At 43.6% G+C, this 24,850-nt stretch carries 31 protein-coding genes and 1 pseudogene; 24 read left to right on the forward strand and 8 right to left on the reverse strand.

Features of this window, described 5'->3' with window-relative positions:
• Positions 1 to 74: 74 nt before the first annotated feature.
• Together OC193_RS07405 and OC193_RS07410 are read left to right on the forward strand one after the other, a co-directional pair.
• Positions 75 to 209: a DUF2256 domain-containing protein gene (locus OC193_RS07405; protein ID WP_080967357.1), complete on the forward strand. Its 135-nt coding sequence runs from the start codon at positions 75 to 77 to the stop codon at positions 207 to 209.
• Positions 210 to 357: 148 nt separating this feature from the next.
• Entirely contained in the window at positions 358 to 1,245 is an 888-nt protein-coding gene (locus OC193_RS07410; protein ID WP_080967363.1) for a PA4780 family RIO1-like protein kinase, read from the forward strand.
• A 93-nt stretch (positions 1,246 to 1,338) separates the two neighbouring features.
• Here OC193_RS07410 and OC193_RS07415 read toward each other — a convergent pair whose 3' ends face one another.
• The 4 genes from OC193_RS07415 to OC193_RS07430 all read right to left on the reverse strand — a co-directional run bounded on the left by OC193_RS07415 (position 1,339) and on the right by OC193_RS07430 (position 5,638).
• Positions 1,339 to 2,079, reverse strand: a complete 741-nt coding sequence (locus tag OC193_RS07415; RefSeq protein WP_048664928.1) for an SDR family oxidoreductase — start codon at positions 2,077 to 2,079, stop codon at positions 1,339 to 1,341.
• On the reverse strand, positions 2,079 to 3,638 hold the full coding sequence (locus OC193_RS07420; RefSeq protein WP_048664929.1) for a cryptochrome/photolyase family protein: 1,560 nt from the start codon (positions 3,636 to 3,638) through the stop codon (positions 2,079 to 2,081). Before OC193_RS07420 ends, OC193_RS07415 begins: the two co-directional genes overlap by 1 nt.
• Positions 3,635 to 5,023 carry a DASH family cryptochrome gene (locus OC193_RS07425; RefSeq protein ID WP_048664931.1) on the reverse strand — a complete coding sequence of 463 codons (1,389 nt, stop codon included), beginning with the start codon at positions 5,021 to 5,023 and terminating at the stop codon, positions 3,635 to 3,637. The genes OC193_RS07420 and OC193_RS07425 overlap by 4 nt, the downstream gene beginning before the upstream one ends.
• 192 nt (positions 5,024 to 5,215) lie before the next feature.
• Positions 5,216 to 5,638, reverse strand: coding sequence for a universal stress protein (locus OC193_RS07430; protein WP_048658633.1), 423 nt, complete (start codon positions 5,636 to 5,638; stop codon positions 5,216 to 5,218).
• A gap of 235 nt (positions 5,639 to 5,873) precedes the next feature.
• Here OC193_RS07430 and OC193_RS07435 point away from each other — a divergent pair, with 235 nt between their 5' ends.
• The 4 genes from OC193_RS07435 (at position 5,874) to OC193_RS07450 (ending at position 9,168) form a co-directional block, all read left to right on the forward strand.
• Positions 5,874 to 7,004 (forward strand): PcfJ domain-containing protein, encoded by a 1,131-nt coding sequence (locus tag OC193_RS07435; RefSeq protein WP_048664933.1) that lies wholly within the window; start codon positions 5,874 to 5,876, stop codon positions 7,002 to 7,004.
• Positions 7,005 to 7,027: 23 nt separating this feature from the next.
• Entirely contained in the window at positions 7,028 to 7,162 is a 135-nt protein-coding gene (locus OC193_RS07440) for a hypothetical protein (protein ID WP_017059202.1), read from the forward strand.
• A 66-nt stretch (positions 7,163 to 7,228) separates the two neighbouring features.
• A complete protein-coding gene (locus OC193_RS07445; RefSeq protein WP_048664935.1) occupies positions 7,229 to 7,687 on the forward strand; it encodes a GNAT family N-acetyltransferase in 459 nt (152 codons plus the stop codon).
• 224 nt (positions 7,688 to 7,911) lie between these two features.
• Positions 7,912 to 9,168, forward strand: a complete 1,257-nt coding sequence (locus tag OC193_RS07450; RefSeq protein WP_048664936.1) for a dipeptidase — start codon at positions 7,912 to 7,914, stop codon at positions 9,166 to 9,168.
• 70 nt (positions 9,169 to 9,238) lie between these two features.
• Here OC193_RS07450 and OC193_RS07455 read toward each other — a convergent pair whose 3' ends face one another.
• Positions 9,239 to 10,300 (reverse strand): helix-turn-helix transcriptional regulator, encoded by a 1,062-nt coding sequence (locus tag OC193_RS07455; protein WP_048658637.1) that lies wholly within the window; start codon positions 10,298 to 10,300, stop codon positions 9,239 to 9,241.
• Between the two features lie 307 nt (positions 10,301 to 10,607).
• Between OC193_RS07455 and OC193_RS07460 the strand changes: the two genes are divergently transcribed.
• On the forward strand, positions 10,608 to 10,862 hold the full coding sequence (locus OC193_RS07460; RefSeq protein ID WP_017059204.1) for a DUF3297 family protein: 255 nt from the start codon (positions 10,608 to 10,610) through the stop codon (positions 10,860 to 10,862).
• Positions 10,863 to 11,007: 145 nt separating this feature from the next.
• On the opposite strand, the gene OC193_RS07465 is transcribed toward OC193_RS07460, so the two are convergent.
• Together OC193_RS07465 and OC193_RS07470 are read right to left on the reverse strand one after the other, a co-directional pair.
• A complete protein-coding gene (locus OC193_RS07465; protein ID WP_048658638.1) occupies positions 11,008 to 11,508 on the reverse strand; it encodes a hypothetical protein in 501 nt (166 codons plus the stop codon).
• 177 nt (positions 11,509 to 11,685) lie between these two features.
• Positions 11,686 to 12,396: a membrane lipoprotein lipid attachment site-containing protein gene (locus OC193_RS07470; protein ID WP_048658639.1), complete on the reverse strand. Its 711-nt coding sequence runs from the start codon at positions 12,394 to 12,396 to the stop codon at positions 11,686 to 11,688.
• A gap of 572 nt (positions 12,397 to 12,968) precedes the next feature.
• Here OC193_RS07470 and glpT point away from each other — a divergent pair.
• The 8 genes and pseudogenes from glpT to OC193_RS07510 all read left to right on the forward strand — a co-directional run bounded on the left by glpT (position 12,969) and on the right by OC193_RS07510 (position 18,603).
• On the forward strand, positions 12,969 to 14,342 hold the full coding sequence (glpT, locus tag OC193_RS07475; RefSeq protein WP_048664937.1) for a glycerol-3-phosphate transporter: 1,374 nt from the start codon (positions 12,969 to 12,971) through the stop codon (positions 14,340 to 14,342).
• A 77-nt stretch (positions 14,343 to 14,419) separates the two neighbouring features.
• A complete protein-coding gene (gene glpQ / locus OC193_RS07480; protein WP_048664938.1) occupies positions 14,420 to 15,475 on the forward strand; it encodes a glycerophosphodiester phosphodiesterase in 1,056 nt (351 codons plus the stop codon).
• Between the two features lie 243 nt (positions 15,476 to 15,718).
• Positions 15,719 to 16,183, forward strand: a complete 465-nt coding sequence (locus tag OC193_RS07485) for an ASCH domain-containing protein (RefSeq protein ID WP_048664940.1) — start codon at positions 15,719 to 15,721, stop codon at positions 16,181 to 16,183.
• Between the two features lie 75 nt (positions 16,184 to 16,258).
• A pseudogene (locus OC193_RS07490) lies at positions 16,259 to 16,393 on the forward strand (NAD(P)-dependent oxidoreductase); the annotation flags it as partial.
• A gap of 39 nt (positions 16,394 to 16,432) precedes the next feature.
• Complete coding sequence (locus OC193_RS07495) at positions 16,433 to 16,933, forward strand: GNAT family N-acetyltransferase (RefSeq protein WP_048664942.1); 501 nt, start codon at positions 16,433 to 16,435, stop codon at positions 16,931 to 16,933.
• A gap of 43 nt (positions 16,934 to 16,976) precedes the next feature.
• A complete protein-coding gene (locus OC193_RS07500) occupies positions 16,977 to 17,480 on the forward strand; it encodes an HAD family hydrolase (protein ID WP_048664943.1) in 504 nt (167 codons plus the stop codon).
• Positions 17,481 to 17,592: 112 nt separating this feature from the next.
• Positions 17,593 to 17,973: a SpoIIAA family protein gene (locus OC193_RS07505; protein ID WP_048664945.1), complete on the forward strand. Its 381-nt coding sequence runs from the start codon at positions 17,593 to 17,595 to the stop codon at positions 17,971 to 17,973.
• Positions 17,974 to 18,201: 228 nt separating this feature from the next.
• Positions 18,202 to 18,603, forward strand: a complete 402-nt coding sequence (locus OC193_RS07510) for an NUDIX hydrolase (protein WP_048664946.1) — start codon at positions 18,202 to 18,204, stop codon at positions 18,601 to 18,603.
• 72 nt (positions 18,604 to 18,675) lie between these two features.
• On the opposite strand, the gene OC193_RS07515 is transcribed toward OC193_RS07510, so the two are convergent.
• Positions 18,676 to 19,077 carry a YkgJ family cysteine cluster protein gene (locus OC193_RS07515; RefSeq protein ID WP_048664947.1) on the reverse strand — a complete coding sequence of 134 codons (402 nt, stop codon included), beginning with the start codon at positions 19,075 to 19,077 and terminating at the stop codon, positions 18,676 to 18,678.
• Positions 19,078 to 19,286: 209 nt separating this feature from the next.
• Between OC193_RS07515 and OC193_RS07520 the strand changes: the two genes are divergently transcribed.
• From OC193_RS07520 to OC193_RS07560, 9 genes are all read left to right on the forward strand, one after another.
• Positions 19,287 to 19,448 carry a hypothetical protein gene (locus OC193_RS07520; RefSeq protein WP_048664948.1) on the forward strand — a complete coding sequence of 54 codons (162 nt, stop codon included), beginning with the start codon at positions 19,287 to 19,289 and terminating at the stop codon, positions 19,446 to 19,448.
• Entirely contained in the window at positions 19,448 to 20,146 is a 699-nt protein-coding gene (locus OC193_RS07525; RefSeq protein ID WP_048664950.1) for a pseudouridine synthase, read from the forward strand. The genes OC193_RS07520 and OC193_RS07525 overlap by 1 nt, the downstream gene beginning before the upstream one ends.
• A 78-nt stretch (positions 20,147 to 20,224) precedes the next feature.
• Positions 20,225 to 20,599, forward strand: coding sequence for a VOC family protein (locus tag OC193_RS07530; RefSeq protein WP_048664952.1), 375 nt, complete (start codon positions 20,225 to 20,227; stop codon positions 20,597 to 20,599).
• Positions 20,600 to 20,695: 96 nt separating this feature from the next.
• Positions 20,696 to 21,304: a sugar O-acetyltransferase gene (locus tag OC193_RS07535; protein WP_048664954.1), complete on the forward strand. Its 609-nt coding sequence runs from the start codon at positions 20,696 to 20,698 to the stop codon at positions 21,302 to 21,304.
• 158 nt (positions 21,305 to 21,462) lie between these two features.
• Positions 21,463 to 21,861: a hypothetical protein gene (locus OC193_RS07540; protein WP_230682713.1), complete on the forward strand. Its 399-nt coding sequence runs from the start codon at positions 21,463 to 21,465 to the stop codon at positions 21,859 to 21,861.
• 37 nt (positions 21,862 to 21,898) lie between these two features.
• Positions 21,899 to 22,450 carry a hypothetical protein gene (locus tag OC193_RS07545; protein WP_048664957.1) on the forward strand — a complete coding sequence of 184 codons (552 nt, stop codon included), beginning with the start codon at positions 21,899 to 21,901 and terminating at the stop codon, positions 22,448 to 22,450.
• Positions 22,451 to 23,248: 798 nt separating this feature from the next.
• On the forward strand, positions 23,249 to 23,662 hold the full coding sequence (locus OC193_RS07550; protein WP_048664958.1) for a GFA family protein: 414 nt from the start codon (positions 23,249 to 23,251) through the stop codon (positions 23,660 to 23,662).
• 2 nt (positions 23,663 to 23,664) lie between these two features.
• Positions 23,665 to 24,297, forward strand: a complete 633-nt coding sequence (locus OC193_RS07555; protein WP_048664959.1) for an RraA family protein — start codon at positions 23,665 to 23,667, stop codon at positions 24,295 to 24,297.
• A 62-nt stretch (positions 24,298 to 24,359) separates the two neighbouring features.
• A complete protein-coding gene (locus OC193_RS07560) occupies positions 24,360 to 24,848 on the forward strand; it encodes a GNAT family N-acetyltransferase (protein WP_048664961.1) in 489 nt (162 codons plus the stop codon).
• Positions 24,849 to 24,850: the final 2 nt, after the last annotated feature.

Here is a 24,850-nt window from a genome sequence, read left to right on the forward strand (position 1 = left end):
CTAAAATGAGAAACGAGCGTAATAGGGAATCTCCAGTAAACGCAGGAAGTGGACTCATCCAAAAGGAAACGACCATGCACAAGAAGCCTCATTTACCGACCAAGACATGTCCCGTTTGCCAAAAGCCTTTTGCATGGCGTAAAAAGTGGCAGCGTTGTTGGGACGGTGTTATTTACTGTTCAGAACGTTGTCGTCGCAACAAGTCTTAGTCTTCATACACTCTATTCTCTATCAGCCAAGTCCGGTAAACCGATATTTCCTTCCTTTGTTATCATTTTGATGTTCCTTTAATCGTTTGGTCATTCATTTCTTAAGTTAATATTTCTATCTGTAAGATAAGTGATGTATAAAGGCGGCATGAAGATACCTAAAAGAATACAGCCTTTAGTTGACGATGGTTTGGTCGACGAGGTGACAAGCCAACTCATGAGTGGCAAAGAAGCATCGGTGTACATTGTGCGCTGCGGCGATACGATCCGTTGTGCCAAGGTATATAAGGAAATTAGCCAACGTAGTTTCAAAAAAGCGACTGCGTATCGTGAAGGCCGAAAAGTACGAAACAGCCGCCGTGCTAGAGCGATGGAAAAAGGTTCTGGTTTTGGCCGTGAGCAACAAGAAAAGGTTTGGCAAAGCGCTGAAGTGGATGCCTTGTATAAACTGGCAGAAGCGGGTGTTCGTGTGCCTGTCCCTTATGGCTGTTTTGACGGCGTATTGCTGATGGAATTGGTTACGGACGACGAAGGTTACGTTGCCCCACGACTTAATGATGTTGTTATGTCACCTGAGCAAGCCATCGAAGATCACGCAGTGATGATGACCTACGTGGTTAAGATGTTGTGTGTCGGTTTGATCCATGGAGATTTGTCTGAATTCAACGTCTTGGTTGATGAATACGGTCCGGTGATTATCGATCTGCCACAAGCGGTTGATGCTTCGGCGAATAACAATGCCGAGTGGATGCTGACTCGTGATATCAATAACATTCGTGACTATTACGCGCAGTTTGCCCCTGAACTGGCGAAAACAGAGTACGCCAAGGAAATGTGGGCGCTCTACGAAAAAGGCGACCTTAAGCCAGACAACAAGTTAACTGGTGAGTTTACAGAAAGTGATGCTTTGGCAGATATCGATGCGATTATGCATGAGATAGACGCGGCCAGAATTGAAGAGCAACACCGACGTGAACGTGCTAAGGAAGAGAAAGACGGAGTGGACGAGAGTAAGTTCAATTGGGCTGAATCTTAAGCCTTTGCGCTATTCTTTGTTCCGAACCATCTCTTCTTAAAACGAATTAACCCAACAGAACAACTGCTCTGTTGGGTTTTCTTTTATTCGTTCTTACCAAGTCAGTTGTTCACCATCGTATGCGTATAAATGTCCGGTTTGTTCAGGCGTCGCAGTGCGAATAATATCAACCAATTGATGGGCGACATAACTCGACTCAAACAGCTTTCCTTGCGGCACATTGTTTTGGAAAGGTTTCGATAGAGCGGTGTCGGTTGTACCGGGGTGCAGTGCTAACACGGTACCTTTCTTGAGTGTTCGTTGCCATTCAATCGACATAGTTTTTATGAACATGTTAAGCGCCGCTTTAGATGAGCGATAGCTGTACCAACCGCCTAATCTGTTATCTGAAATGCTGCCTACTTTAGCTGATATCACGGCAAATTTTGGATTGTCGCTGGCTTTAAGGATTGGAGTGAAGTGCTTAGCCAATAGTAAGCTAGGTAGGGTATTGACGGAGATATTTTTCAAAAAGAACTCTGGGTCGATAGACGACAGATTCTTTTCTGGCCCTGAGTCTGGCGTATGCAGCATACCGACGCAGTTTATTAACCAATCCAACCTTTCAAATTGAGTGCTGAGCTCTTTTATATCTACTTCGCTAGTCGCATCGACTTGGTGCCAATGTAGCCTGTGATCTTCTAGATCAGGTTGTTGCGAGTGATAAGTGGCGTCGACATGCACATCGAGAAAATCAAAGCGAGACAGCTCAGACAATAGGTGCTTAACCACGGCAAAACCGATGCCGCCGCTTCCACCAATAACCAATATGTGTAATCTGAGTTGCTCCACCATTATAAGTCCTCCAAGTTAGTCAGTCGTTGTTCTGCTGTATCAAGTATTGCTTGCTGGTCTTGTTCATCCATGTTGTCCCAAGAGCGATACAACATCCCCATTCGTGGGTTACGATTTAATGCGTCACGGTGTTGATTCATAAAACGCCAGTACAAGCTATTGAATGGACACGAGCTTTCGCCACTGCGTTCTTTGATCTGATAATGACAGCCTTTGCAGTAGTCACTCATGCGATTAATGTACGAACCGCTGGCAGAGTATGGTTTGGTTCCTACGATCCCGCCATCCGCAAACAGTGCCATACCTCGCGTATTTGGCATTTCAACCCATTCAATCGCGTCAACGTAAATGCCAAGGTACCAACTGTCGACTTGGTCGGGCGCAATCCCTGTGATTAAGCAGAAATTGCCAGTGACCATGAGCCTTTGAATATGATGCGCGTAAGCAAACTCTAATGACTGACCAATCGCGTGCTTCATGCAATTCATTTTGGTTTGGCCATCCCAAAAGTAATGCGGCAATTGGCGATCGGCGGCGTAGTGGTTTTTGTTAGCGTACGCAGGCATGTTCGCCCAATACACCGCACGTATGTATTCACGCCACCCCAGAATTTGACGAACGAAGCCTTCGACTTGTGCAATATCGATAGTTGGAGCGTTTGACTTAGAAGAGGCTTGGTAGGCGGAGAGTGCAGCATCAATGACTTCTTTGGGGCTAACAAGTTTACTGTTCAGAGAGAACGAAATACGGCTGTGATACAAGCTCCATTTAGAGTCGTGTTCTGTGGTCATCGCATCTTGAAAGTGCCCAAATAACGGTAAGCAGACTTGGCAGAAATGCGCGAGCAGAGACAAACTTTGTGCGCGGTTAACTGGCCATAATAATTGGTTGCCGACTTGACCAATGGTTTGTACGTGGTGGCGTTCTATTCGCTGCAAAATGTCGGTTATGTCATTGGTAAACATCAGAGGTTGAGGCAGTTTTTCAATGTCTTGCTTCCTGAGCTTCTTTCGATTGCTCGCGTCGTAATTCCATTTGCCACCAACGGGCTTTCCGTCTTCTAGCAAAATGTCGAAACGCTTTCTCATTCGGCGATAGAAGTGTTCCATCATGATGCGCTTATCTTTCGGAAACTGTTGTTCGATCTCTTCGAATGGAAAGAGGAAGTGTTCAGTATCACAACAGCCTTTGGCTGCATTGGTGAGTTTGAGCTTGTTCATCTGCTCTAAGAGGCGATATTCATCTGGCCTTTGATATTCAAACTTCTCTGCGCCGAATTCATGTACATAGTGCTTTAGAAGTGTATCTAGGTTTTCAAATTGGGCTGTGTCATCTAAGGTCAAGTGAAGTACTTGATGGCCTTGTTGTTTGAGTTCGTTGGCAAAGTAGCCCATTGCAGAGAAAAAAGCCGCCACCTTTTGGATGTGTGATGCAACGTAGTCAGTCTCTTGTTTAAGTTCGGCAATGATATAAATGACGTCATCATCAACCTGTTGAAACCAAGAGTGCTGGATATTGAGTTGGTCGCCTAAGACAAGGCGCACGGTTTTGAAGTTCATAACACATCCTGATTGTTGGTTAAGACAGGTTCTTTGTTGAACGTATTCCACTTGTTGATAAACACATGGTCTGGGTCATACATATCGGTCTGCCTAGCCAAGTCGAAATGGTGCGATTTCGGTTGTGCTTGGTTGGCATTCTTTTGCTTGTTGGTTTGAGCGCTTACCTGAGGTCTTAGCTCTCCTGCAATATACGCCCAGTTACCCCAGTTTGAGCCCACGTCATAGTCGATAAGTTGGCTCTCAAAATAGGCTGCGCCGTGTTGCCAGTCGACGCCCAACTCGTAAATCAAACAGCTTGCGGCTAACTGCCTTCCGCGATTAGACATGTAGCCTGTTTCATTAAGCTGGCGCATACATGCATCGACAATCGGATAGTTGGTGTTAGCGCTCTTCCATTTGGCAAAATTAAGGCTTGCTGATTGAGTGATATTTTCTGCTGTAACGGGTTTTGTGTATGAGCCCGTAAATAGAGATGCCTTCAACGACATGCTCTTCCAATAAAAATACTCACGCCACAACAGCTCGAAATAGATCCAATAGGTTGAATCGTTGGGCCCATGATGCGACTCAAATCGCGTGAGGTGCCTGCATATTGTTTTAGGTGAGACACAACCTAATGCGAGCCACGGTGAAAACTTGGTCGAGTTTTCGATACCGTCCAGTGCATTTCTTGTCTGTTTATAGCAGCTCGCGTAATCCTGTGAGAAGTAGTGTTCGAGATGCAGTAATCCCGATGTTTCACCGCCTTTGAAGCTGTGGTCTCGTGCCACGTTGCCAATCTTGAAAAGGGTTTCTTTGGAGTGACAGTGTGACATTTTTGTTAGGTCTGGTGCCGGTGGTAAATCGGTTATGGTCAAACTTTGTGTATCTATAGCCAGAGGCTCAATGAGCTTTCTGAATTTGGTAAACGAGCGGGGGAGTTTCTCTAACGTGAAAGGGAAGTCATCGAGTTCAAACAGAGGCGAGTTATGAGATTGAATCGCAGTTAAGTTGGGGCAGCAAGTCAGCGTTGACTGCATTAGCTTTTGCTCGTCATAGCCACAGTGAGCATTCGCAAATAAGTGAGTCACGTTTAGTTCAGAGATCATTTCGATTAGCGATTCTTTTACGTTATCGCTGTTGTCTCGGCCTTGTGTTAGGACGATGAGTGTTTGTTCTAGCGCGTTGAGATTAATTGCAAGGTCGCTTATCGACTGTGAAATGAAAGCCGCGCGGCGAGCGCCATATTGTTCTTCTTGAGCGAATTGTGAAGAATAGTGAGACAGAACTGGTTCGACAGCGACACAAACAAGCTCATCGACGATCTGGCTTGCTTGATTAAGTAGTGTGTTGTCGTTAATTCTTAAGTCGTTGGTAAAAAGATAGAGACCAATCTTTTTCATTGCCTACACTCGTGTTTTGTTAATTATTAGACGCTTACGAGTTGATAGGCTGACAAGATCACAAATGAACACTCTGAGTGGGTAATAGCAGGTTTCGGCCAGGATAAGGGAGTTTAAGAGGGTATCAAGCCAACCAATAATACCGATAGAGGTTGGCAATGCAGGCTATTTTTGAGTTTCTAACTGCAGCTTCTATTCCATAGGAATAACGAGAATATCGATAGGAGACGTATCGATGATCTGTTTAGAATGGGATATGAGCTTATGCCAGAAATCATGGTGATGACCACATAGCAATAGGTCGATGCCGTTTGCTTCGATGACATTTTTGAGCTTATCGTTCAAATCGCCGGTTCCCACGAAAATGTGCTTGATTGGGTGCTTGGCGTAGGCCTCAAACTCTTTCAAATGCTTAACGGCATCTTCATTGATCGGTAAATCACCATCATTTGCTTGAATGTCAACGAGTTCTGGGTAAATTTCTCCATGTGTACCATCGATATAAACAAACGAAATGCCAGCCTCGAGCTTGTCTGCGAAGAAAGTCGCTCTATCAATGAGAATCTTGGTGTCGTCAGACAGTTCAAGTGCGACCAGAATATGTCGGTAATCCATAATTAAAGCCTCTTGTTGTGAGTTATGTAATAAGCATAGTTTTTGTTAGAGCAAATGATATCGAAGAGATCTCATATTGCGTAAAATTATCATTCAATGTTCTTCTAAGCACTATCGTATTTATATCGCTTTGATTGATAAGAAATTTACAAAAGGTTGATATAGTGGTTCAAGCGTTAGCTTATGCTCTTAGATAGGCTTGATAGTTCAATGCGCCAATAACGAAGAGGCATCAATGACAGCACTACTAACCATTCCCACTCGAACATTAGGTTTCGACTACGATATTGAGATCCGAGATTGGTCTCAAAAACTCGTCGGCTTTCATGTGTTCGAAGATGGTAGACGACCACTTGATGGGGGCATTGGGCTTAGCCTAAACCTCGTTGAGCAGTTTGATGTGAATGGTCGCTGGTTAGATTCGTTGCCTGCTCGTTATCGTGAAATCACCGATGACTTTCCTGAGTATCAATACCAAATGTTGTGGTTAGCTGCGAACACTTACGAAGCTGCACAGCTACTTGAATTAAGGCCTGTTATTCTTGCGTTGATCTGTATGAAATACAGCGTCGATAATCAGAAAGCATTGGAACTGAGTCGCCTAGGACAAAAGAGAATCTTAGCCAAACTGGGCTTAGACGGCAGTAAAGCGACGCTCAAGTTTATCGACAAGTTAGAGCTGCATTACAACGTCGGTGATGAGCTTGACCATATTGTGCGAATTCTTGAACCGCTGCAAAGGCGTGTGCTCAAATTCAAACATTACTCTAAAGTAGGTTACACAGCGCTGCGTTTGGATCAGGTTCATCCGTTTTTAACCGGCAGTCGATTAGGCATTGCGATGGTTGAAGAGGGCAGGCTCAATGCACCTTCAAAGATGGCTATGTTCCAAGATGCGATTTTACTGGGGCAAGATTTGGAGATGGACGATCCATTGCGCGCTATCACGAGTCAAAATTCCTTTGCTATGTTTGAGCAATTGCACGATAGATGGACAGAACAGCGTCAATTACGTCGTCTAGAGGGAAATCGCCCTGTTGACATGGACATCCCTTATCCAGTTCCTTTACTCGGTAATGACAACATTCATCCGCTATCTGATTACTACGACCTTGAACAAGAGGGCGTGGAACAAAAACATTGTATTGGCGTTTATCACAATCGGATCATGAGCGACCGTTATGTGGTGTTTCGAATGTTTAAGCCTCAGCGCTTAACCATTGGCCTACGCCGTGTTCCAAGCAAAGCCTTTCCGTTTGAGATTGACCAGATCTGTGGGAAACGAAATGCACCGCCGTCGGAATCCGCTCGCCAAGTTATTCACGACTGGTTAGAAGCGAGTAAGCAACAGTATCCTAAGCAATAGCTATGAAGTAGAAGGAATACAGGATGTTTCAACAAGGCGATCTTTGCCCGCATTGTGGTTTGATTATTGTGATGCCTACGGATCTACAAGGTGAGTGTTTAGGGTGTGGCGAAGAGATCAATCAAGACCCTGCAGACGACTATGACGAAGAAGAGTAGCTTTATCGACTCTGATATAAACTAAGGCTAGGATGGCTAAATCACCCTTTTCAAAGGACGGAAAAAATGCAGAAAGTAATCTTTAGAAATTGCGATGAAAGCTCTCCTTATTGGAGTGAATTAGAAGACTTATTTCAAAGCGAATGGTCGGATTTCAAGTTTAAAGACACCTATGAAGAAAACGTAAATCTCCCTCCGGTAATCACAGTACTTCGCGATAATGTGGTCATTGGTGGTTTGGCGTATTCCTATTTTCAGGAACCTCATAAAGTTCGGGATGTGGTGTGGGTTAATGCTGTTTATGTGGATTCCCAGTGGCGTGGCCAAGGTATTGCGAGTGAATTGATTAAGCGTGCAGTCGCGCAAATGCCAGAATACTATCGATCTCAACCTCAATCCTTGAAAGATTCAACGCCTAACTTATACGCCTACACCAATATTGCGCCTTTGTACCTATCTCTCGGTTGGTCAATTGTCGAGATTGCAACCGACCCCAATCATCATGTAATGAGCGTTTCGTTTTAGATTCAAGATCCAAGTTCTAAGAACCAAGAACCAAGAACAATCTATAGTTAACGGCGAAGTTTGATTCTTACCGCCTCTACGGTGATCAATTTAGCTTAATTCCACGCTTACTCGAAATAGGCCCCGCCATTACAAACTACTCCCCCTTGGATTCATAAAGTGGTCATTTTTGTTGGTTGTCCCATATATATTGGATCCAACGCAAAGCACTTAGAGGTAAAGACATGAAATTGAGTCAAATCACAATCGCACTAACGGCTTCTCTATCAATGAGCGTGTTCGCTCACGATATTGGTCACGAGCATGAACACGTTGACGGTGGCTGGAATAGCAAAGCCGGGTTCGTTTCGGATGTCGATTATCAGGCAAACCTGTTTAACACCCGTGGTAAAGATGAAGAAACCATTATCAAGCGTTCGATTTGGCTCGCGGAAAAATACGACTTAAAACGCACCCCTGAACAAGTGGCGAGAGCGAACAAGGCTCGAAGAAAATATGAAAAGGCCATCGCTATCAACTCTATTCTGCCATCATCTGTTGGAATCATTGGTAATACACATGACAACTTCACCAAGGCAGTAAAACGTAATCGGGATGCAGGCATCACACTGGCGTCTGCAACCGTTTATGCGTTTCCAGGTTCGCTAGATGAAGGTATCACGGCTTACGATGTGATTGCTGCTTCAGATGAAGTTGTTGCAGAACAAAATATGAAGAAAGTCGACACGGCAGATGACATTCGAAGTGCGAAGCAAGAAGGCAACATGGCGGTGATGTATAACACGCAAGGTGCTGACTTTGTTGCGGAAGACATGGATTACCACGCGCACCATGCCTATGAAAAGGGCATCCGCACCATGAATTTCACATACAACAATAACAACATGTTGGCAGGCGGCGGCACCGAGCAAAACCTTGGTTTAACTGAACTTGGTCAAGAGTGGGTGACGACAGCGCAAAGTAATAATATTGTTGTGGATGTATCTCACTCATCTAATCAAGCTGCGATTGAAGCCGCTAAAGTCGCGACAAAACCGATCATAGCATCGCACTCTAACGCGAAAGGTTTGTGGGATGTATCACGTAACATTTCAGACGAAGCCATTAGAGCCATTGGTTCAACGGGTGGTGCGATCTGTCCGACAGGCGTCGGCATGTTCTTAAATAAAGAGGCTGATGCTTCACCAGAACGTTACGTTGAACACGTCGTTTATATCGCAGATATGATTGGCAAGGACAAAGTCTGCTTCTCAACGGATTACGTGCACAATATCTTGGACTATTACAAGCGTGACATCGCTAATACCGACGTTTATCCACCAGAGTTAGGTTTTGGTGCACCTATTAGTAATATTGCGGCTGAAAATATCTGGGATGTTGCAGCGATTCTTGAAGACAAATACGGCTGGAACGAAAAAGAGGTACTAGGTTTTTTGGGCGAAAACTTGATGCGAGTGTATCAAGCTAACTGGAAGGTTTAATTGTTCGTTCTTATTAAAGTAATTCATTCTACAGTGAGCATTTTGGCACGATTAATTTAAGAGTCGGTCGTTATAACGTGAGCTGTTTCGAATACTTTAACGGCGTCATACCCCAAAGCTTTTTCATTGCTCGTGCGAAATGGGTGGAGTTCTGATATCCGACTTCAATGGCGATTCGGTTCATGTCGAAGTCGGTATGCAGCATTAGTTCTTCCGCTCTCTTAGCCTTGATCGCGAGTATCAAGTCGCGATAGTGGGTGTGTTCTTTGGCTAATTTCAACTGTATCTGCTTCGGATGGATGCCAAGTAGGTTGCTTAAGGTCTCTAAAGTGGGCAGTTTATCGAGCGCATAGGGAGTTAGAGCCAGTTCAATGACCTCCCTAGTGTTGTCAGGCTGATTGTCGCTGATAGCTGCCGAGGACCCGAACGTTTGAGATCTCATGGTTTGGGAAGGATGCTTGGCGTCGTTGGTTTTGCTTCGAAATAGCGGGCTCACTTGCGATAACGTGTCATTTTGTACGAATATCTTACTGACGGCGCGACCAGAAAATACGTGCTGATCACCTAAATATTTGGCAAATTCCGGCTCTGGTTTACTTTTTGAAGCCAGCCAGATGAGCTTTGGCCTCCAATTTTTTTGTAGATAGTGTCCGATAAGTTCAATAAATAAAGTCAGCACGTACGTATCCATGGCATCGTTCGCAAGTGTGGTTTGATAGTGATGATTGCGGCGAATGAACAGGCCATCAGAATCACTTTCTAAATCAAAGTAATTGAAAAGAGAAAGGTGTTGATTGGCAAAGTGACAAAATCGGGTAATGAATTCATATAAGCTCCGGCTGCCACAGAATAAATCATCCAGATCTTCTGCGAGCAGGGGCTTTCCAGATTCAATGGCCGTATGAAAACCGAACTCGGCTATATTATTCTCTTCGGCTAACCCCATAATGGAACGAACAGGAAAGGCAGGAACGGTTTTGCAATGCGGAGCGAATACCAGTTGTAAGTAGTCTTCAAAGCCCTTCTCTTGAAAATGACGTTCGAGACCTAGCCCAATTTTACGAGCATGGTTGATAATCGGTTTAGCGAACAAAGGGCTGATAACAATGGCTTCACTCGTGTGGCTCTTCATTGAAATGTTCCCAATATGAAAATTTGAAAAGGGGCTTTATGCGTTAAATACGTTTAACAGCATACGCTTCACTGAGCATTGGTATCAAGTCAATATCAGCGCTGTGTTAAGCGAATGGGGAATTTGATGTATTCATTTTCCTCACAGGACATTTCGCATTCAAACAGAGCAACTATCGCTGCTAAATCAGACAACTAGATGCTGAATAAAACGATCAATACGATTTATTGCAGCAGTTGTTGAGCACAAAGCCTATATTGACTAGAATGACGCACTTTTTTTATTTACGTACATACAGGTAATGAACATGAGCGATACTAATTCAAGACCAGCTTTACCAGATCATCTTGCAGGTAACCCACGCAGCCCACACCACGTTGCTGAGTGTTTCGAATACCCAATTGGCATTCGTCTAAATGGTAAAGAGCGTACTGATGTTGAAGAATACTGCATCAGCGAAGGTTGGGTTAAGATCCCTTCTCCAAAAGCGCTAGATCGTTTTGGTCAGCCAATGCTTATTACTCTAAAAGGCACTGTAGAAGCTTTTTACATCGACGCATAATCATTTCGTGTGGTGAGCTAATACTTCGTGTAATTAGCTAATGTTGGTCTAATTAGTCAATACAAAACCACCAAGCGTTATTACCTAAAAGGGTCTAGAGAAATCTAGACCCTTTTTGTTTTTCAAATCCATTGGGCTATTACTGTTACCAAGCGATACCTGCACCAATTGAGAACTCCAAGTCTTCACCTTCTGCTTTATCGAAACCTGCGGTCACAACAAAGCCACTGTCCATAATGTAGGTTGCATCTAAGCCACCCACTTGTTTGGTTGAGCTATCAGAGAACTCACGGCTATCTAAAGTTACGTCCGTGTGGGTACGCTTAATCCCGTAACCTGGGGTGATGTATAAGTTTTCGGTGATACCAATAGGGGCGTGAAACTGATATTCGTTATCGCGTTGTTTGTATTCGTACGAGCCTTCATCTTCGTTATAAGCTGATCGGGTAAACTCAATGCCATAACCTATGCTTCCCGGGCCGCGATATTTGATGTAAGAAGCAGACCAATCTCTCCACCCACGTTCAGCCGATAGACCAAATGTAATCGCAGTTTCTTCTTGGTTTTGTTCATAGGCTTGAGCGTTAGCCACAGTGAACAGCAAGACAGCGGTTAATGTCAGAAGGGGAAGCTTTTTGATGGTCATTGGATCTCTCGCTTGTGTATACAAAATATCGGCGAATTCAAAGTATTGAATGCCAGTAAATTAGTAACCTAGTCCGGATCTTCCTTGAGCTTTTTAGTTATGTATTCTTGGTTGATGCTTGAGCGGCATCCTCTTGGATTTGAGGATGCCTTTTTGATATGGGAATGGGGGTAATTGTTACTTCAAAGTACGTAGCTTATTGACCTGCATCTTTGCACGAACTTTGGTAACTTCTGCTTGCGAAGGTAAGTTATCTTTTACCTTGTTCTTAATATCAGCGACTGGGATGAAGTTCCACTGACCGTCGTGATACTTAACCACAAATGTCTCTCGATTCATCTCTTCACGGAACACCCAAACACCATCGTCTAATCGTTTAAAGTCTCCAACCACGTCGCCGTTGGTGTCTCTCACTGTCCAAAACGTGTATTCAGTATCTTGGTAATTCTCTTTGCTACCCTTAATTTCTTTATCGCCAACCGAGACGGTAACTTCGTCACCTTTAACCAAGATTTCTCCGACAAAGCGGTCATTCACATGAATACCATATAAGGTTTCATTTTCATCTGACCTGAGCTTTGTTGCTGAAATATGCGCATTTCCGTTGTCACGATTGAAGAAAGGAATATCACCTAACTCTGGGATGTGTACAAACCCGAGATCCGCTTGATCGATTTTATCTTTCAATGTCGGGGCATCAGCACCGTAACCTGGGTCAGATTCAGGATTCTCGTATCCGCCATCAACGTCTGTGTCTCCAAAGCCAGGGTCGATATTTTCATAGCCGTGATCCCCATCGAATTGTGGTTGTGCGGGATCTGAGGTTCCGCCAGATGAGCAACCCGCAAGAACGGCAGTAAGGACAAGCGCGATAAGTGATTTGTTCATGATGTTTCCTATCGTTGGGTTTGTTCTAAACAGTTGATGCGCAGAAAGTGTGTCTCGAATGCCAATAAGTTTGACTTAGTTGCTCTGCTACATCGCTTGAAGTGAACGATACGCAAACATGAGTGTTCAATAAATAAACTGAATCATAGTTATGACATCACGATTAGTTATGTTTTACCTGGCTAAAAGAACGCTAGTGGGGATGAGTTGTATATGGAGAGTAGGAGACTGCGGTCTGTTGTTCGCGGTAATAACCCACAAAACTCAGCACTCAATATGCAGCCAGAACAATAATACGACGTGTTGTGCTTGTTTTGTGCTCGATTGCTCAATTTGGGCTAGCCATTGTTCGGTTAACGATTGGTTGAATAGTAAACGGAACGTCAAAAATATGAAGCGTGGTCTAATTAAATGAAACTAATTTGCTGTATTTAAACAATTTTATTGTTAATGGCTATATGCATCACAGAAATTATCCCTGAAGCACATACAATCCCTCCTGTTTTCGAATGAGCGTAAATTTTTTCGTTCGAGCGTTTTATTCTTCCTTCGCCCAATAACATGAGGTTCCTATGTTTGGAATATTCAAACCTATGGCGCATATCGATCGCTTGTCATCAGATAAGATTGATAGCACCTACACACGACTACGATGGCAGCTGTTTCTCGGTATCTTCGTTGGCTATGCGGGGTACTACTTAGTCCGTAAAAACTTTAGTTTGGCGATGCCTTATCTCATTGAACAAGGTTTTAGCCGCGGAGAGCTAGGGGTTGCATTAGCGGCGGTATCTATCGCTTACGGCTTATCTAAGTTCTTAATGGGCAGTGTTTCTGACCGTTCTAATCCTCGTTACTTCCTCAGCGGTGGCTTGTTAATGTCGGCACTGGTGATGTTCTGCTTTGGCTTTATGCCTTGGGCAACAGGCAGCATCACTGCGATGTTTATTCTGCTGTTCTTGAATGGTTGGTTCCAAGGTATGGGTTGGCCAGCTTGTGGGCGAACCATGGTTCACTGGTGGTCACGTAAAGAACGTGGTGAGATCGTGTCGGTATGGAACGTTGCTCACAACGTGGGTGGCGGTTTGATTGGTCCAATGTTCTTGTTGGGGCTGTGGGCTTTTAACGACGATTGGCGAACCGCTTTTTATGTTCCTGCATTTTTTGCCACTCTCGTTGCTATCTTTGTTTGGTTTACCGTAAGAGATACGCCTCAATCTTGTGGGTTACCACCGATTGAAGAACACAAAGACGATTACCCAGATGATTACGATAAGTCTCACGAGACAGAGATGACGGCTAAAGAGATCTTCTTTAAGTATGTATTCAATAATAAGTTGTTGTGGTCAATCGCGATTGCTAACGCGTTTGTTTACCTTATCCGTTATGGCGTACTCGATTGGGCTCCGGTTTATTTAAAAGAAGCAAAAGACTTCTCAGTAGATAAATCATCATGGGCTTACTTCCTGTATGAGTGGGCTGGTATTCCTGGCACGTTATTATGTGGTTGGATTTCAGATAAGTTATTCAAAGGCCGACGCGCACCTGCAGGAATCTTGTTCATGGTTCTAGTGACAGTCGCTGTGTTGGTATATTGGTTAAATCCAGCGGGTAACCCAACGGTTGATATGTTGGCATTGGTTGCGATTGGTTTCCTTATCTATGGCCCTGTAATGCTGATCGGCTTGTATGCACTGGAACTTGCACCTAAGAAAGCAGCAGGTACAGCTGCTGGTCTAACTGGTTTGTTTGGTTACTTAGGTGGCGCGGTTGCTGCGAACGCAATACTCGGCTTTATGGTTGACCATTACGGTTGGGATGGCGGCTTCATTATTTTGGTCGGCGCTTGTGTGGCTTCAATCATCTGTCTGCTTTACGCCTTCTTAGGTGAGCGTGCGCACCATAAACAAAAAGATCTCGAACGAGAGAAAGAAGCGCTAGCTCAGTAGTGTATTTACTGAATCACATCTATAAATAACAACAGAGGCAGGTATATCCTGCTTCTGTTTTATCAAGGAAAACAATAATGAAAACAACGTCACTGTCTCTGACCTTATTAGCACTAAGCTTATCTGCAAATGTATTCGCCGATCCTTTAGTGATTGCGCATCGCGGTGCTTCTGGTTATTTGCCTGAACACACATTGCCCGCTAAAGCGCTCGCTTATGCGATGAAACCTGACTACATCGAACAAGATGTCGTGATGACCAAAGACGACCAATTGGTGGTTTTGCATGATCACTATCTAGACCGAGTCACCGATGTCGCGGATCGCTTTCCAACACGCGCTCGTGCAGATGGCCGTTACTACGCGATAGATTTTACGCTTGCTGAGATCAAATCATTAAAGGTGACTGAAGGTTTTAACCTTGATGAGCAAGGTAACAGAGTGGCAGGGTATCCAACGCGCTTCCCAATGTGGCAGTCTGATTTCCGTGTCGCTACCTTTGCTGAAGAAATCGAGCTGATCCAAGGCTTGAATAAGACCCTTGGTTATAACGTGGGTATCTACCCAGAAATCAAAGCACCTTGGTTCCATCGCCACGAAGGCAAAGACATCTCTAAAGCTGTGCTTGCGACCTTGCATCAATATGGTTACCTATCGAAAGACGACAAAGTGTATTTGCAGTGTTTCGACGCCAATGAACTTCAGCGCATTAACGATGAGCTCATGCCAGCGATGGAAATGGATCTCAAGCTCGTTCAGTTGATGGCCTATACAGATTGGAATGAAACCATGACGTACCAAGGTGACAAAGAAACGCCTTACAGTTACGACTGGATGTTTGAAGCTGGTGGCATGGAAAAAGTGGCGACTTATGCGGAAGGAATTGGTCCTTGGAAGCCAATGTTGGTAGACGATGCATCGACCAAAGATAACATCATTATTAAACCGTTAATGAAGTCAGCAAAAGACGCGGGCTTAGATGTTCACCCGTACACGTTCCGTGCCGACCCAGGAAGAATCCCAGCTTATGCTGATAACTTTGATGGCATGTTGGATGTCTTTTACAACCAAGTCAAAGTCGATGGTGTGTTTACCGATTTCCCAGACAAAGCGGTCGACTTCTTGAACCGTTAGTATCCTGCCAATTACGAGCGACTAGTAACGAGATATTCAGAGCTAAAAGCACAGCCTAAAGACGCTTTTAGCTCTTTCTGTATAAGCCTTAAAATCCAATCCATGTTCTTCTTTCTCAGCCCACATTTTGATATTCACTCGGTTTACAGCGATAACCTGACTTGATAGGTTACTTCCAATGCAGTCAAATGCTTAATCTATAAGTATTTATCGACTCGACCTTATATTGAATTTGGAAAGATCATGGAAGAAAGAAGCAAAGCTTATCTCGATAGCTACCTCAATACATTGTCAGCAGACGTTGCCTCGCAATACACCTCCTTTAGTACAGACTATTATTGCGCCGACGAATACAACGCCAACCTATGCGCGCAGCTGATACTCAAAGGTGAGAAGCAAGCATCTTGTAGCCTTGAATATTGGTATAGCCACGAAGGAGAAGCGATGCCTGTCGTAGGGCATTTACAAGTCGTCACCGATTGGGATGGCAAACCGGTTTGCATTGTAGAGATCACTTCAGTCTCACAGTGCAAATACAACGAAGTGACTGCGGAGTTTGCTGCCGCCGAAGGAGAGGGCGATAAAACACTCGAATGGTGGCGAGAAGCGCACTGGAATTTCTTCTCTCGTGAGTGTGAAGAACTCAATATAAACCCAAGTGAAGACATGATGCTGGTACTTGAGCGTTTCAAAGTGGTTCATCAATAGTGAAGTCCCAGTGAGTATCATGTTGAATCTCAAGGCGTGGCACTTTAGCTATCTTTGACTAAATCAAGATAGCTAGACTCCGAACCGCTACTGTCCTTGGCAAACATCACTGCAACTCCACATTTGGGCTATGTTGAACAAAATAGCTACCAACTCTACTTCGATATCGCCTTCGACAACATTCTGTCCTATCAAAAGGGTGGCATATAGCGATAGAATCCGCCCAAAGAAATAAAAAGGCAGAGAAGTATGAGCTTAACAATCAGAGAAGTCGCGGTAGAAGATGCACAAGGCATTATTGATGTATTGAATCCAATCATTATCGAAGCGCGTTATACGATCTTGGATCAGACTTTTACTGTTGTTGAAGAAAAGGGATTCATTGAGTCGTTCCCAAAACGTGGTGTGTTTAGCGTTGCAGTCAACGAAACGACCAACCAGTTACTTGGTTTTCAGAATGTCGAACCATTTGCTACTTACACTAAGGCCTTTGACCACGTTGGTATTATTGGCACTTATGTTGATGCAAATAGCCGTGGGCAAGGCGTTGCAAAACAGTTGTTTGATTACACATTTAAAGCAGCCAAAGCGAAAGGTTACGAAAAGCTATTCGCCTATGTAAGAGCAGACAACGAGCGCGCGTTAGCGGTATACCTTAAGCAAGGTTTTGAAATCGTCGGAACGGCTAAGAAACACGGTAAGATTGGCGACCAGTACTTTGACGAGATCCTTATCGAGAAGTTTTTATAGGCTCGCTTAAACACTAGAGAACTCATCGTATGCAGGAGGCAAGATGACAAAGCTAATCGAATTAACAGAAATAGTCCTATTCGACTGGGGCAATACGCTGATGGTCGATTTCCCAGACGCACAAGGGAAGATGTGTGACTGGGAAACCGTACAAGAAGTGAGTGGTGCTCGCGCATTACTGGCTGAACTATCGAAAACTCACCAAGTTTATGTTGCTACCAATGCCGGTGACTCCAGTAAAGACGACATCATTCGTGCCTTTGAGCGCGTTGGCCTATCTCAATATATCTTGGGTTACTTTTGTAAGGCGAGCATTGGCTTTTCTAAGTTCGAGTCGGGGTTCTATCCTGCCATTATTTCTAAGCTCGGTGTTGCACCACAAGACATCACCATGGTTGGCGACACCTTAGAAAAAGACATTTACCCAGCACTTGAAGCGGGTTTGCAAGCGGTGTGGTTGAACACGGAAGGAGTTGAGGTTAAGTCACAGCATCCACGTATCGTGCAAGTTAAAAGCCTAAGCGAACTGTTGGAGAAGCGCGATTAATTCTCTGATATTAAGTTCAGATAAAGCGCTTGTCTGTTTTGACGCCAATCTCTCATCTCTTTGCTGTCTAATCCTCTAAGCTAAGTCTAGTTTCCACTATGAGGGCTAGGTTATGAGTATCGAACGTCACGGAATATCGGTTGGAATTGAACGTGTTAGCGGTGAAACCATTGTTGTGTTCAAAGCGAAAGGCAAACTCACACACGATGACTATCAAGCAATGATGCCAATTCTAAAAACCACGCTAGAAGAGCTCGATTCATCTAAACTCAAGATGCTGGTCGATATCTCCACCTTAACGGGTTGGGAGTTACGTGCTGCTTGGGATGATTTCAAACTGGGATTAGAGCTCAATTCGAAGATAGACAAAATCGCGATTTATGGTGATAAAAGCTGGCAAGAATTCGCTTCAAAAGTAGGGAGCTGGTTTGTGTCTGGTGAGATTAAGTCATTCGAAGACCATGCCTCTGCGCTTAAGTGGTTAGTCGATTGATTCTATCTACGAACAACTAGAAAGCAATCCGTAAACAACGCCAATGACAGTTGACGAGCATTGTCTCGAACGCTGTCATTTTTCGGTTTGGCAATGATATTTCCTATTCGATTCAATAGAGTATATTCATTGCAGCGTGTAACATACCCAGGCTTTGTTTGGTCGCGACTAATGGTGTGGCTAGATTCAGTAATAACGAGAACTAAAACAGAAATAAGGTCTAACGACATGCATAAGGTAATTGATAAGCTGGCTTGGATATTCATCAAAGACGGCAAGCTGTTGATGGTGAGATCCAAAGGCAAAGAACTGTTCTACCTACCGGGTGGTAAGCGTGAAGCTGGCGAAAGTGATGAACAAGCACTGCTTCGCGAAATCAAAGAAGAGATCTCAGTTGACTTAGTGCCTGATTCCATCAAATACATCGAGACGTTTACAGGACAAGCTGATGGCAAAGCGGAAGGCGTATCGGTGCAATTGACTTGTTACCTTGCTGATTATACGGGCGAACTGTCTCCAGATGCTGAAATCGAAGAGCTTAAGTTTATTGATGGCAACGATAGAGCGGTATGTTCATTGGCAGCACTGGTTGCGCTTGATTGGTTAGAAGCGAACCAGTATTTGGCTTAAGGTTTTAGCTGCTATTAGCTGTATTATTACATATTAGTTAATGCTGAAGATTGATCTTCAAAAGATCATCGATTACGAATAGCTTGAAGGGCGGCTGTCTTTCATCAGCAGGTCGAGTTTTCTTTGGGCTTTCTTCGTGTCTTGTAAATCCACCACCTCAATCATTTCACACTCATCTCGTACCATCTCATTAATTCGGCTTGGGTAGTGTCGGCAATCTTCTGGTCGGTCTAAGTAAATACTGCATGTGTACTTGGCTTGAGCCATGGTGTCTTTCGTCGGAACCAGTTCCAGAAAAGGGCAGCGAGATAAACGTTCGCCAGATTCAGGGTCAAACCATATCTCGCTTCCTCGAACATATTCAAAGATGGCTGGGTTGAACAGCTCCCACAAATCGATCTCTTCTTGAGTCGCGGCAAGGTCGCCATCTCCGTATTTGATACAGCATTTTCCGCATTGATTACAATCTTTCATTATCGACTTCATAAGTTGGTGAGCTTTTATCATTTTACCACTGATAGGCGTGGCACGTTGACTTTGTTGTTCATGGTTAAGCCGTTACGGGGCGGGAGCTTGGAATTACGGCGCTTAAAGTCAATTTATCTATGTACCACCACTCCAATAAAAGCTGTAAAAAGTGATACAATTTGCGTCTCTCACGTAATTCAAGCAAAGGCATCAAAATGAGAACCGTATACACCACCGAAGGCAACATCAACGCAAAGAAACAGAAAGACGCTTACCCAAAGTTGGCGCTATGTGACAAGTGTGTTGGTGGCTATGTGGTTATCGAGCAAGGTGAACGAACTTACAAGCCTTGTGCTAAATGTGGTGCCGACGATTAATGCGCCTTGATAAATACCTATGTAAAAGCACTGACCTAACCAAGCCTGAAGCGATTGAACGCATCCATAATGGCGAAGTGAACGTAAACAGTGAAACAGTCACCGATGAATCGACTCAGGTTCATGAAAGCAACGCCATCTTGTTGAATGGCACACCGCTTAAGTTGCGTGAATTTCGATACCTTTTGATGCACAAGCCAGCGGGTACTATTTGCTCCAATATCGATGAAGTTTATCCTTCATTGTTCAACTACATCGAGATAGACAAAGCATCAGAACTGCACATCGCAGGCCGCTTAGATGCCGACACCACAGGCTTAGTTTTGATTACCGATGATGGGCGCTGGTCATTCAACATTACGCTGCCAACCAAGTCGTGTAAGAAGGCGTATCGCGTGACATTGTCACGAGATGTCAAAGACGATGTCGCTGACAAGTTCAAAGCGGGCATTCAATTGCAGGGCGAGCAAAAACCGACGCGTCCAGCAGAGCTCGAAGTGATTACCAGTAAAGAAGTGCTGTTGACCATTACAGAAGGTAAGTTTCATCAAGTGAAACGAATGTTTGCTGCAGTAGGGAATCGAGTTGTTGGCCTACACCGTGAACAGATTGGTGACGTTCGTTTGGATGTTGAAGCAGGCCAGTGGCGTTATCTAACTAAAGCCGAAGTCGACTCATTTCAACAAGGCTCTGAATAAGAGCTCTGAATAAGCGCCGTAACCACTTAAAGCGTTAAGGGTGTCAGCACCGGAGTATCAGTACTATAAGGATGTAGGATGGAAAACCTAAAAGTCTCAGAAATTAAGTCTTTCGTACCCGCGAAAGACTTCGATTTATCCAAGCGTTTTTACCAGTCAATCGGCTTCGAAGTGATGTCTGAATTTCACGATATCGCCTATCTGCGTTACGGCGGTTGTGCGTTTCTTCTGCAAAACTTTTATGAACCTGCGCACTGTCACAATTACATGATGCACTTGCTGGTTGAAGACGTAAAAAGTTGGTATCAACACATCCAAAACTCTAATGTAGTGTCGGAATTTGAAGTTAGCATTTCCGAGGTTGTTGAACAGCCTTGGGGAATGCTTGAGTTTTGTATCACTGACCCAAGTGGTGTGTTGTGGCGTGTGGCTGAAAACATTAGGCCGCGTTAATTCATCCAACTTGCATTAAGGCCAGTGAAAACTTCAAATTATCCATCTGTTTCTTTATTTATGCCGACATAAGGCAATGATCAAATAGGTTCAAACATGGATATAAAGGCTAAAATGCACAGCCAAGACGTTTACTACTGTGACGACGTTGATTTGGTTGCTGAGCAAACTCAATGCTTAGAAGTGCTATACGACTTCAACCACACTCGCCCGAGCGAAGGTGATAAACGCCAGCAGATCATGAAGCAGTTGTTCGCCGAAGTCGGTGAGGGCTGCTACATTGAACCACCATTACATGCGAACTGGGGGCGTCACACGCACCTAGGCAATAACGTATACGTGAACTTCAATCTAACTCTGGTTGACGACACAGACGTATTCATCGGCGACAACGTGATGATTGCGCCGAACGTGACCATTGCCACTGGCACACATCCCATCAGCCCAGAACTCAGGCTAAAAGCAGCGCAGTTCAATGTTCCCGTTCGTATTGGCAACAACGTATGGCTTGGCGCGCACACCGTCGTGCTTCCCGGTGTCACCATTGGTGAAAACTCAGTAATAGGCGCAGGGAGCATCGTCACCAAAGACATCCCAGCCAATGTCGTCGCAGTCGGCAACCCATGCCGTGTGGTTCGCGAAATCAACGAACGCGACCGAGAGTATTACCACAAAGATCGCCGCATTCCTGATGAACTAAAGTAAGCGATTTTTCACTTATCTGAAATCAGCTGTGACATAAGCCATTGTTATGCAATGGTTTAGTTGAATATTACTTGTGCATCTTAGAAACTAGTCAGAATTATTCTGGGTTTAAGTGCAGAATTTTTCTGTCTGATAGCTGTTATGTGCATGGAGGCACTTTGAAGAAACTAAGAGTAGCTTTAATGGTATTAATACCGTTAGTAATGCTGGCAAAAATCTACTACCCCGATTTCGCAGCTAAAAGAAGTAACGAAAACCAGAAAGAACAATTCCAAGAACTTTTACTGGGGGGAGATGACAATAATGCATCCGTCAGTTCGGTATCCATATATGAAAATGTAATTTCATTGAAAATCAATATTCACAATGTCTTGTTGACTGAATCAATGAAAACCAAGTTTTCTCAGAACTCACATCGAGTTTTTCCTAAGAGGGTATGTAGCAGCGCAGGCCTTAGAGATTGGCTGAAAAGTGGAAAATGGATTTCGATAGATGTTATAGCTAACAGTAACAAAACAGTAACAAACGTTAGAGTAACAGGTGAAAATTGCACATAACAAGGTGTTATAGCATATCCATAATTAAAGGAATCAGATGAACAAAATACCAATAGTTTTAGTCATGGTCTGCATGATTGCTCTCGGTTTTATGTTGGGGGCTGGCTTCTACTCTGGTGAACGACACACAAGGATTCAAGGTGAAGGTTTCCCTTTATTTGAAGTCAAAGTTGCCAGCCATTTCCCTGTAAAACCTCTGGAAAAATTCAATATTACAACTGATAGTCCAATTACTACCTTTCGAGTTCCTTTAGCGATAGAAAGCGACCCTCAGCTTAGTTTTCTAACAGACTTCGAAGTTACAATAGATAACGAGTCTGGCTTGGTGGGGCGAGTTAAAATCGAGCGAGGTTTTGTTACTAAGAGCGAGTGTATTGCTGCACTAGGCACCTTGGTCAAGAAGCTACAGGTTCACTATCCAGTATTTCAGTTTGAGGCAGGTAAGTCGAACTACTCGAAAACGGTTGGAGATTTGCGAGTTGGTGCTTCATGCTCAGTTTATGAAAAATCCCCATACGTTTCGTTAGAGTACTATTTAGAAAGTAACTCCGTAGCAGATAATATCCTTAAAGCTTTTATGCAAAGTTAAAGCTATAACAACAAATTTAATAGTGATACACAATGCTCGGCACTTTTACTTCAAGCCGGCTTAGTTTTTATAGCACATTGGTTTAGGTAAGGTGTTGGTGTTATATGCACAAGTGGTTCGCCCTTACATTGTCGTCGTTCTTACCTGTTTACTTAGAATCAAATAGCTAATGATTCCACCGAAGACGGGGAAGCCTAATTATAAGAATAGTATCAGTCCTTTTCTCTGAACTTCATTGTTAGCTAGTACGATTATGAGTGGTAAAAACCAAGTAATGACCGCAGATGTGAAAAGAGACACTCCTAAAATTGTAAATATCATTTCATTGTGAACGCCTGAATAGTTTACTAAAAAACTTAGTATCAACATGAACCAATACAGCTTAATAAAATTCACAATGCTTGGCATTCGCACTATGCGTAGGTTCAAGTGTTGAAGGTGGTATCACGTTCAACACTTAAGCGCGCATCATACTTCCTGAATTAAAGTAACTATCCATATCTAGTCTTAATAGTTTGTTTAGGTTCACGGTGCTTTTCTGAACCATTTGCTAGAGTGAGATTTCAATGAGCATAGAGGTTTTGTAATGGGAACTGTAACCGGTTTGGTGATTTTAGCTGCTATAGATTGGTATCTTGTTCGTAAAACAGGGCTTCATATTCATAATTGGATCTCTAAGAAGTATGCCGCGTTTCTGTCGGAGAAGGAAAACAAAAAATAACCTTTCTTATTAAGTCATCGGTATAAAAAGCGTTATCTGCTATTCATTTTACACACATTGCAAAGATTGGAGGTTTCATGAAAGGTAAAGGAAAGTGCCTATGTGGCTCGGTTGAGTTGGAAGTTGAGTACGCCAGTAATGAATTGGGGACTTGTCATTGTAGTATGTGTAGAAATTGGTCTGGCGGCCCTATGTTAGCCATTGATTGCGCTGACTCAGTTAAAATATCAGGTGAATCAAATGTAGTGAGATATAAGTCATCAGATTGGGCGGAAAGAGGATTCTGCGGTAAATGTGGTACGCACTTGTTTTACTTTTTGGTGCCAAATAATCAATATCATCTTCCTGTCGGTTTATTGATGCCTGGGGATGACTACAAGTTAACTCATCAGATATTCATCGATGAAAAGCCCGAATACTACGAATTTAAAAATGAAACACAAAATATGACTGGTGCAGAAGTATTTGCCCACTTTGAAAGTGGAGAGTAAATATGAAGACAGATTTTTCTAAACTAGCGACAACCGAGTACGGCAACATACTAAGTAACGACCACTTTATTAACTTTAGCATTGGTCCTCTTTGGCGAGGAATGCCGCGAATTTGTGGAGAAGCGTTTACTGTCCAGTTAACGTCTGGTGATAATTTAATGCTTCATTCAGCCATATACGAAGCACCAGAAGGTTCCATCATTGTAGTGGATGGAGCTGATAGCGAATATGCAGTAGCTGGTGGTAATGTATGCGCAGTCGCGAAGAGTCGAGGTATCAAAGGCTTTATTATTGATGGTGTCATTCGAGATTTGAGTGAAATTTCAGATATGAAGTTTCCAGTTTTTGCGAAAGGTGTTCATCCAGTTCCGGGAAAGAAAGAGGTTTATTCTGAATTGGGCGCTCCAATCACTTGCGGGGGAGCAAAGGTCTCTACGGGAGATATCATTGTTGCTGATGCAGAAGGTATTGTCGTTATTCCTAGATCCAGAAAAGACGAAGTGTTTTTAATTGCTTCAAAGAAAGCAAGTAAAGAGGCGTCACTAACACTCTCTGAGTGGGAAGAAAGTCACAGGGCTAAAATAGCCCAAGCAATAACGTCTGCGAAACAAAAATCTGAAAGCACTTTAAGCTGATTCGCAATGCGCGGCATTTCTATCTATTAACAAGCGTTAGACAATAACGAATAAATTCACCCATGGAGAAGAGAGTGATCGTACGGACTGCGACGAAAGAAGACTCAAGTGTCTTGTTAGAGTTTATTGAACAAAAAGCTGACTTTGACCGAAGTATGAAAGGGTTTAGCGGTGAAATCTCGACAACTATAGAGAGAATCGAACGCACACTATTTAGTGATTACGCATTTGCCCATGCTTTAATATTGGAACGGAATAGTGACCCTCTTGGCTTCGCACTGTATCACTATCGATATTCATCCTTCAGTGGAGAGCCATCAATCTGGCTTGACGACCTACTGGTTATAGGAAATCAAAGGTCAAAAGGGTATGGCCGTGAACTTATGTTGGCTTTAAAGTCACAAGCGGAGTCATCGTCTGCCTCTCACATCTCATGGACGGCAAGTCCGTACAATAAGAAAGCGCATGATTTTTACAAAAGGTTGGGTGCAGAGGTTGAGCGAATTGATGGTCAAAGACCTTATTTCCGTTGGGTAATGTACGACTCGTGATC

It is taken from the genome of Vibrio crassostreae, assembly GCF_024347415.1.
GTDB classification, from domain to species: Bacteria; Pseudomonadota; Gammaproteobacteria; order Enterobacterales; family Vibrionaceae; genus Vibrio; species Vibrio crassostreae.

Excerpts from the sequence above, each read along its gene's own strand:
- OC193_RS07550 (WP_048664958.1), top strand. The coding sequence starts at position 23,249 with ATGAAAGGTAAAGGAAAGTGCCTATGTGGCTCGGTTGAGTTGGAAGTT.
- OC193_RS07485 (WP_048664940.1), top strand. The coding sequence starts at position 15,719 with ATGGAAGAAAGAAGCAAAGCTTATCTCGATAGCTACCTCAATACATTG.
- OC193_RS07520 (WP_048664948.1), top strand. The coding sequence starts at position 19,287 with ATGAGAACCGTATACACCACCGAAGGCAACATCAACGCAAAGAAACAG.
- OC193_RS07465 (WP_048658638.1), bottom strand. The coding sequence starts at position 11,508 with ATGACCATCAAAAAGCTTCCCCTTCTGACATTAACCGCTGTCTTGCTG.
- OC193_RS07450 (WP_048664936.1), top strand. The coding sequence starts at position 7,912 with ATGAAATTGAGTCAAATCACAATCGCACTAACGGCTTCTCTATCAATG.
- OC193_RS07560 (WP_048664961.1), top strand. The coding sequence starts at position 24,360 with ATGGAGAAGAGAGTGATCGTACGGACTGCGACGAAAGAAGACTCAAGT.
- OC193_RS07545 (WP_048664957.1), top strand. The coding sequence starts at position 21,899 with ATGAACAAAATACCAATAGTTTTAGTCATGGTCTGCATGATTGCTCTC.
- OC193_RS07505 (WP_048664945.1), top strand. The coding sequence starts at position 17,593 with ATGAGTATCGAACGTCACGGAATATCGGTTGGAATTGAACGTGTTAGC.
- OC193_RS07435 (WP_048664933.1), top strand. The coding sequence starts at position 5,874 with ATGACAGCACTACTAACCATTCCCACTCGAACATTAGGTTTCGACTAC.
- OC193_RS07405 (WP_080967357.1), top strand. The coding sequence starts at position 75 with ATGCACAAGAAGCCTCATTTACCGACCAAGACATGTCCCGTTTGCCAA.
- OC193_RS07415 (WP_048664928.1), bottom strand. The coding sequence starts at position 2,079 with ATGGTGGAGCAACTCAGATTACACATATTGGTTATTGGTGGAAGCGGC.
- OC193_RS07525 (WP_048664950.1), top strand. The coding sequence starts at position 19,448 with ATGCGCCTTGATAAATACCTATGTAAAAGCACTGACCTAACCAAGCCT.
- OC193_RS07410 (WP_080967363.1), top strand. The coding sequence starts at position 358 with ATGAAGATACCTAAAAGAATACAGCCTTTAGTTGACGATGGTTTGGTC.
- OC193_RS07440 (WP_017059202.1), top strand. The coding sequence starts at position 7,028 with ATGTTTCAACAAGGCGATCTTTGCCCGCATTGTGGTTTGATTATTGTG.
- OC193_RS07510 (WP_048664946.1), top strand. The coding sequence starts at position 18,202 with ATGCATAAGGTAATTGATAAGCTGGCTTGGATATTCATCAAAGACGGC.
- OC193_RS07425 (WP_048664931.1), bottom strand. The coding sequence starts at position 5,023 with ATGAAAAAGATTGGTCTCTATCTTTTTACCAACGACTTAAGAATTAAC.
- glpQ (WP_048664938.1), top strand. The coding sequence starts at position 14,420 with ATGAAAACAACGTCACTGTCTCTGACCTTATTAGCACTAAGCTTATCT.
- OC193_RS07455 (WP_048658637.1), bottom strand. The coding sequence starts at position 10,300 with ATGAAGAGCCACACGAGTGAAGCCATTGTTATCAGCCCTTTGTTCGCT.
- OC193_RS07515 (WP_048664947.1), bottom strand. The coding sequence starts at position 19,077 with ATGAAAGATTGTAATCAATGCGGAAAATGCTGTATCAAATACGGAGAT.
- OC193_RS07430 (WP_048658633.1), bottom strand. The coding sequence starts at position 5,638 with ATGGATTACCGACATATTCTGGTCGCACTTGAACTGTCTGACGACACC.
- OC193_RS07555 (WP_048664959.1), top strand. The coding sequence starts at position 23,665 with ATGAAGACAGATTTTTCTAAACTAGCGACAACCGAGTACGGCAACATA.
- OC193_RS07470 (WP_048658639.1), bottom strand. The coding sequence starts at position 12,396 with ATGAACAAATCACTTATCGCGCTTGTCCTTACTGCCGTTCTTGCGGGT.
- OC193_RS07500 (WP_048664943.1), top strand. The coding sequence starts at position 16,977 with ATGACAAAGCTAATCGAATTAACAGAAATAGTCCTATTCGACTGGGGC.
- glpT (WP_048664937.1), top strand. The coding sequence starts at position 12,969 with ATGTTTGGAATATTCAAACCTATGGCGCATATCGATCGCTTGTCATCA.
- OC193_RS07535 (WP_048664954.1), top strand. The coding sequence starts at position 20,696 with ATGGATATAAAGGCTAAAATGCACAGCCAAGACGTTTACTACTGTGAC.
- OC193_RS07420 (WP_048664929.1), bottom strand. The coding sequence starts at position 3,638 with ATGAACTTCAAAACCGTGCGCCTTGTCTTAGGCGACCAACTCAATATC.
- OC193_RS07445 (WP_048664935.1), top strand. The coding sequence starts at position 7,229 with ATGCAGAAAGTAATCTTTAGAAATTGCGATGAAAGCTCTCCTTATTGG.
- OC193_RS07460 (WP_017059204.1), top strand. The coding sequence starts at position 10,608 with ATGAGCGATACTAATTCAAGACCAGCTTTACCAGATCATCTTGCAGGT.
- OC193_RS07530 (WP_048664952.1), top strand. The coding sequence starts at position 20,225 with ATGGAAAACCTAAAAGTCTCAGAAATTAAGTCTTTCGTACCCGCGAAA.
- OC193_RS07495 (WP_048664942.1), top strand. The coding sequence starts at position 16,433 with ATGAGCTTAACAATCAGAGAAGTCGCGGTAGAAGATGCACAAGGCATT.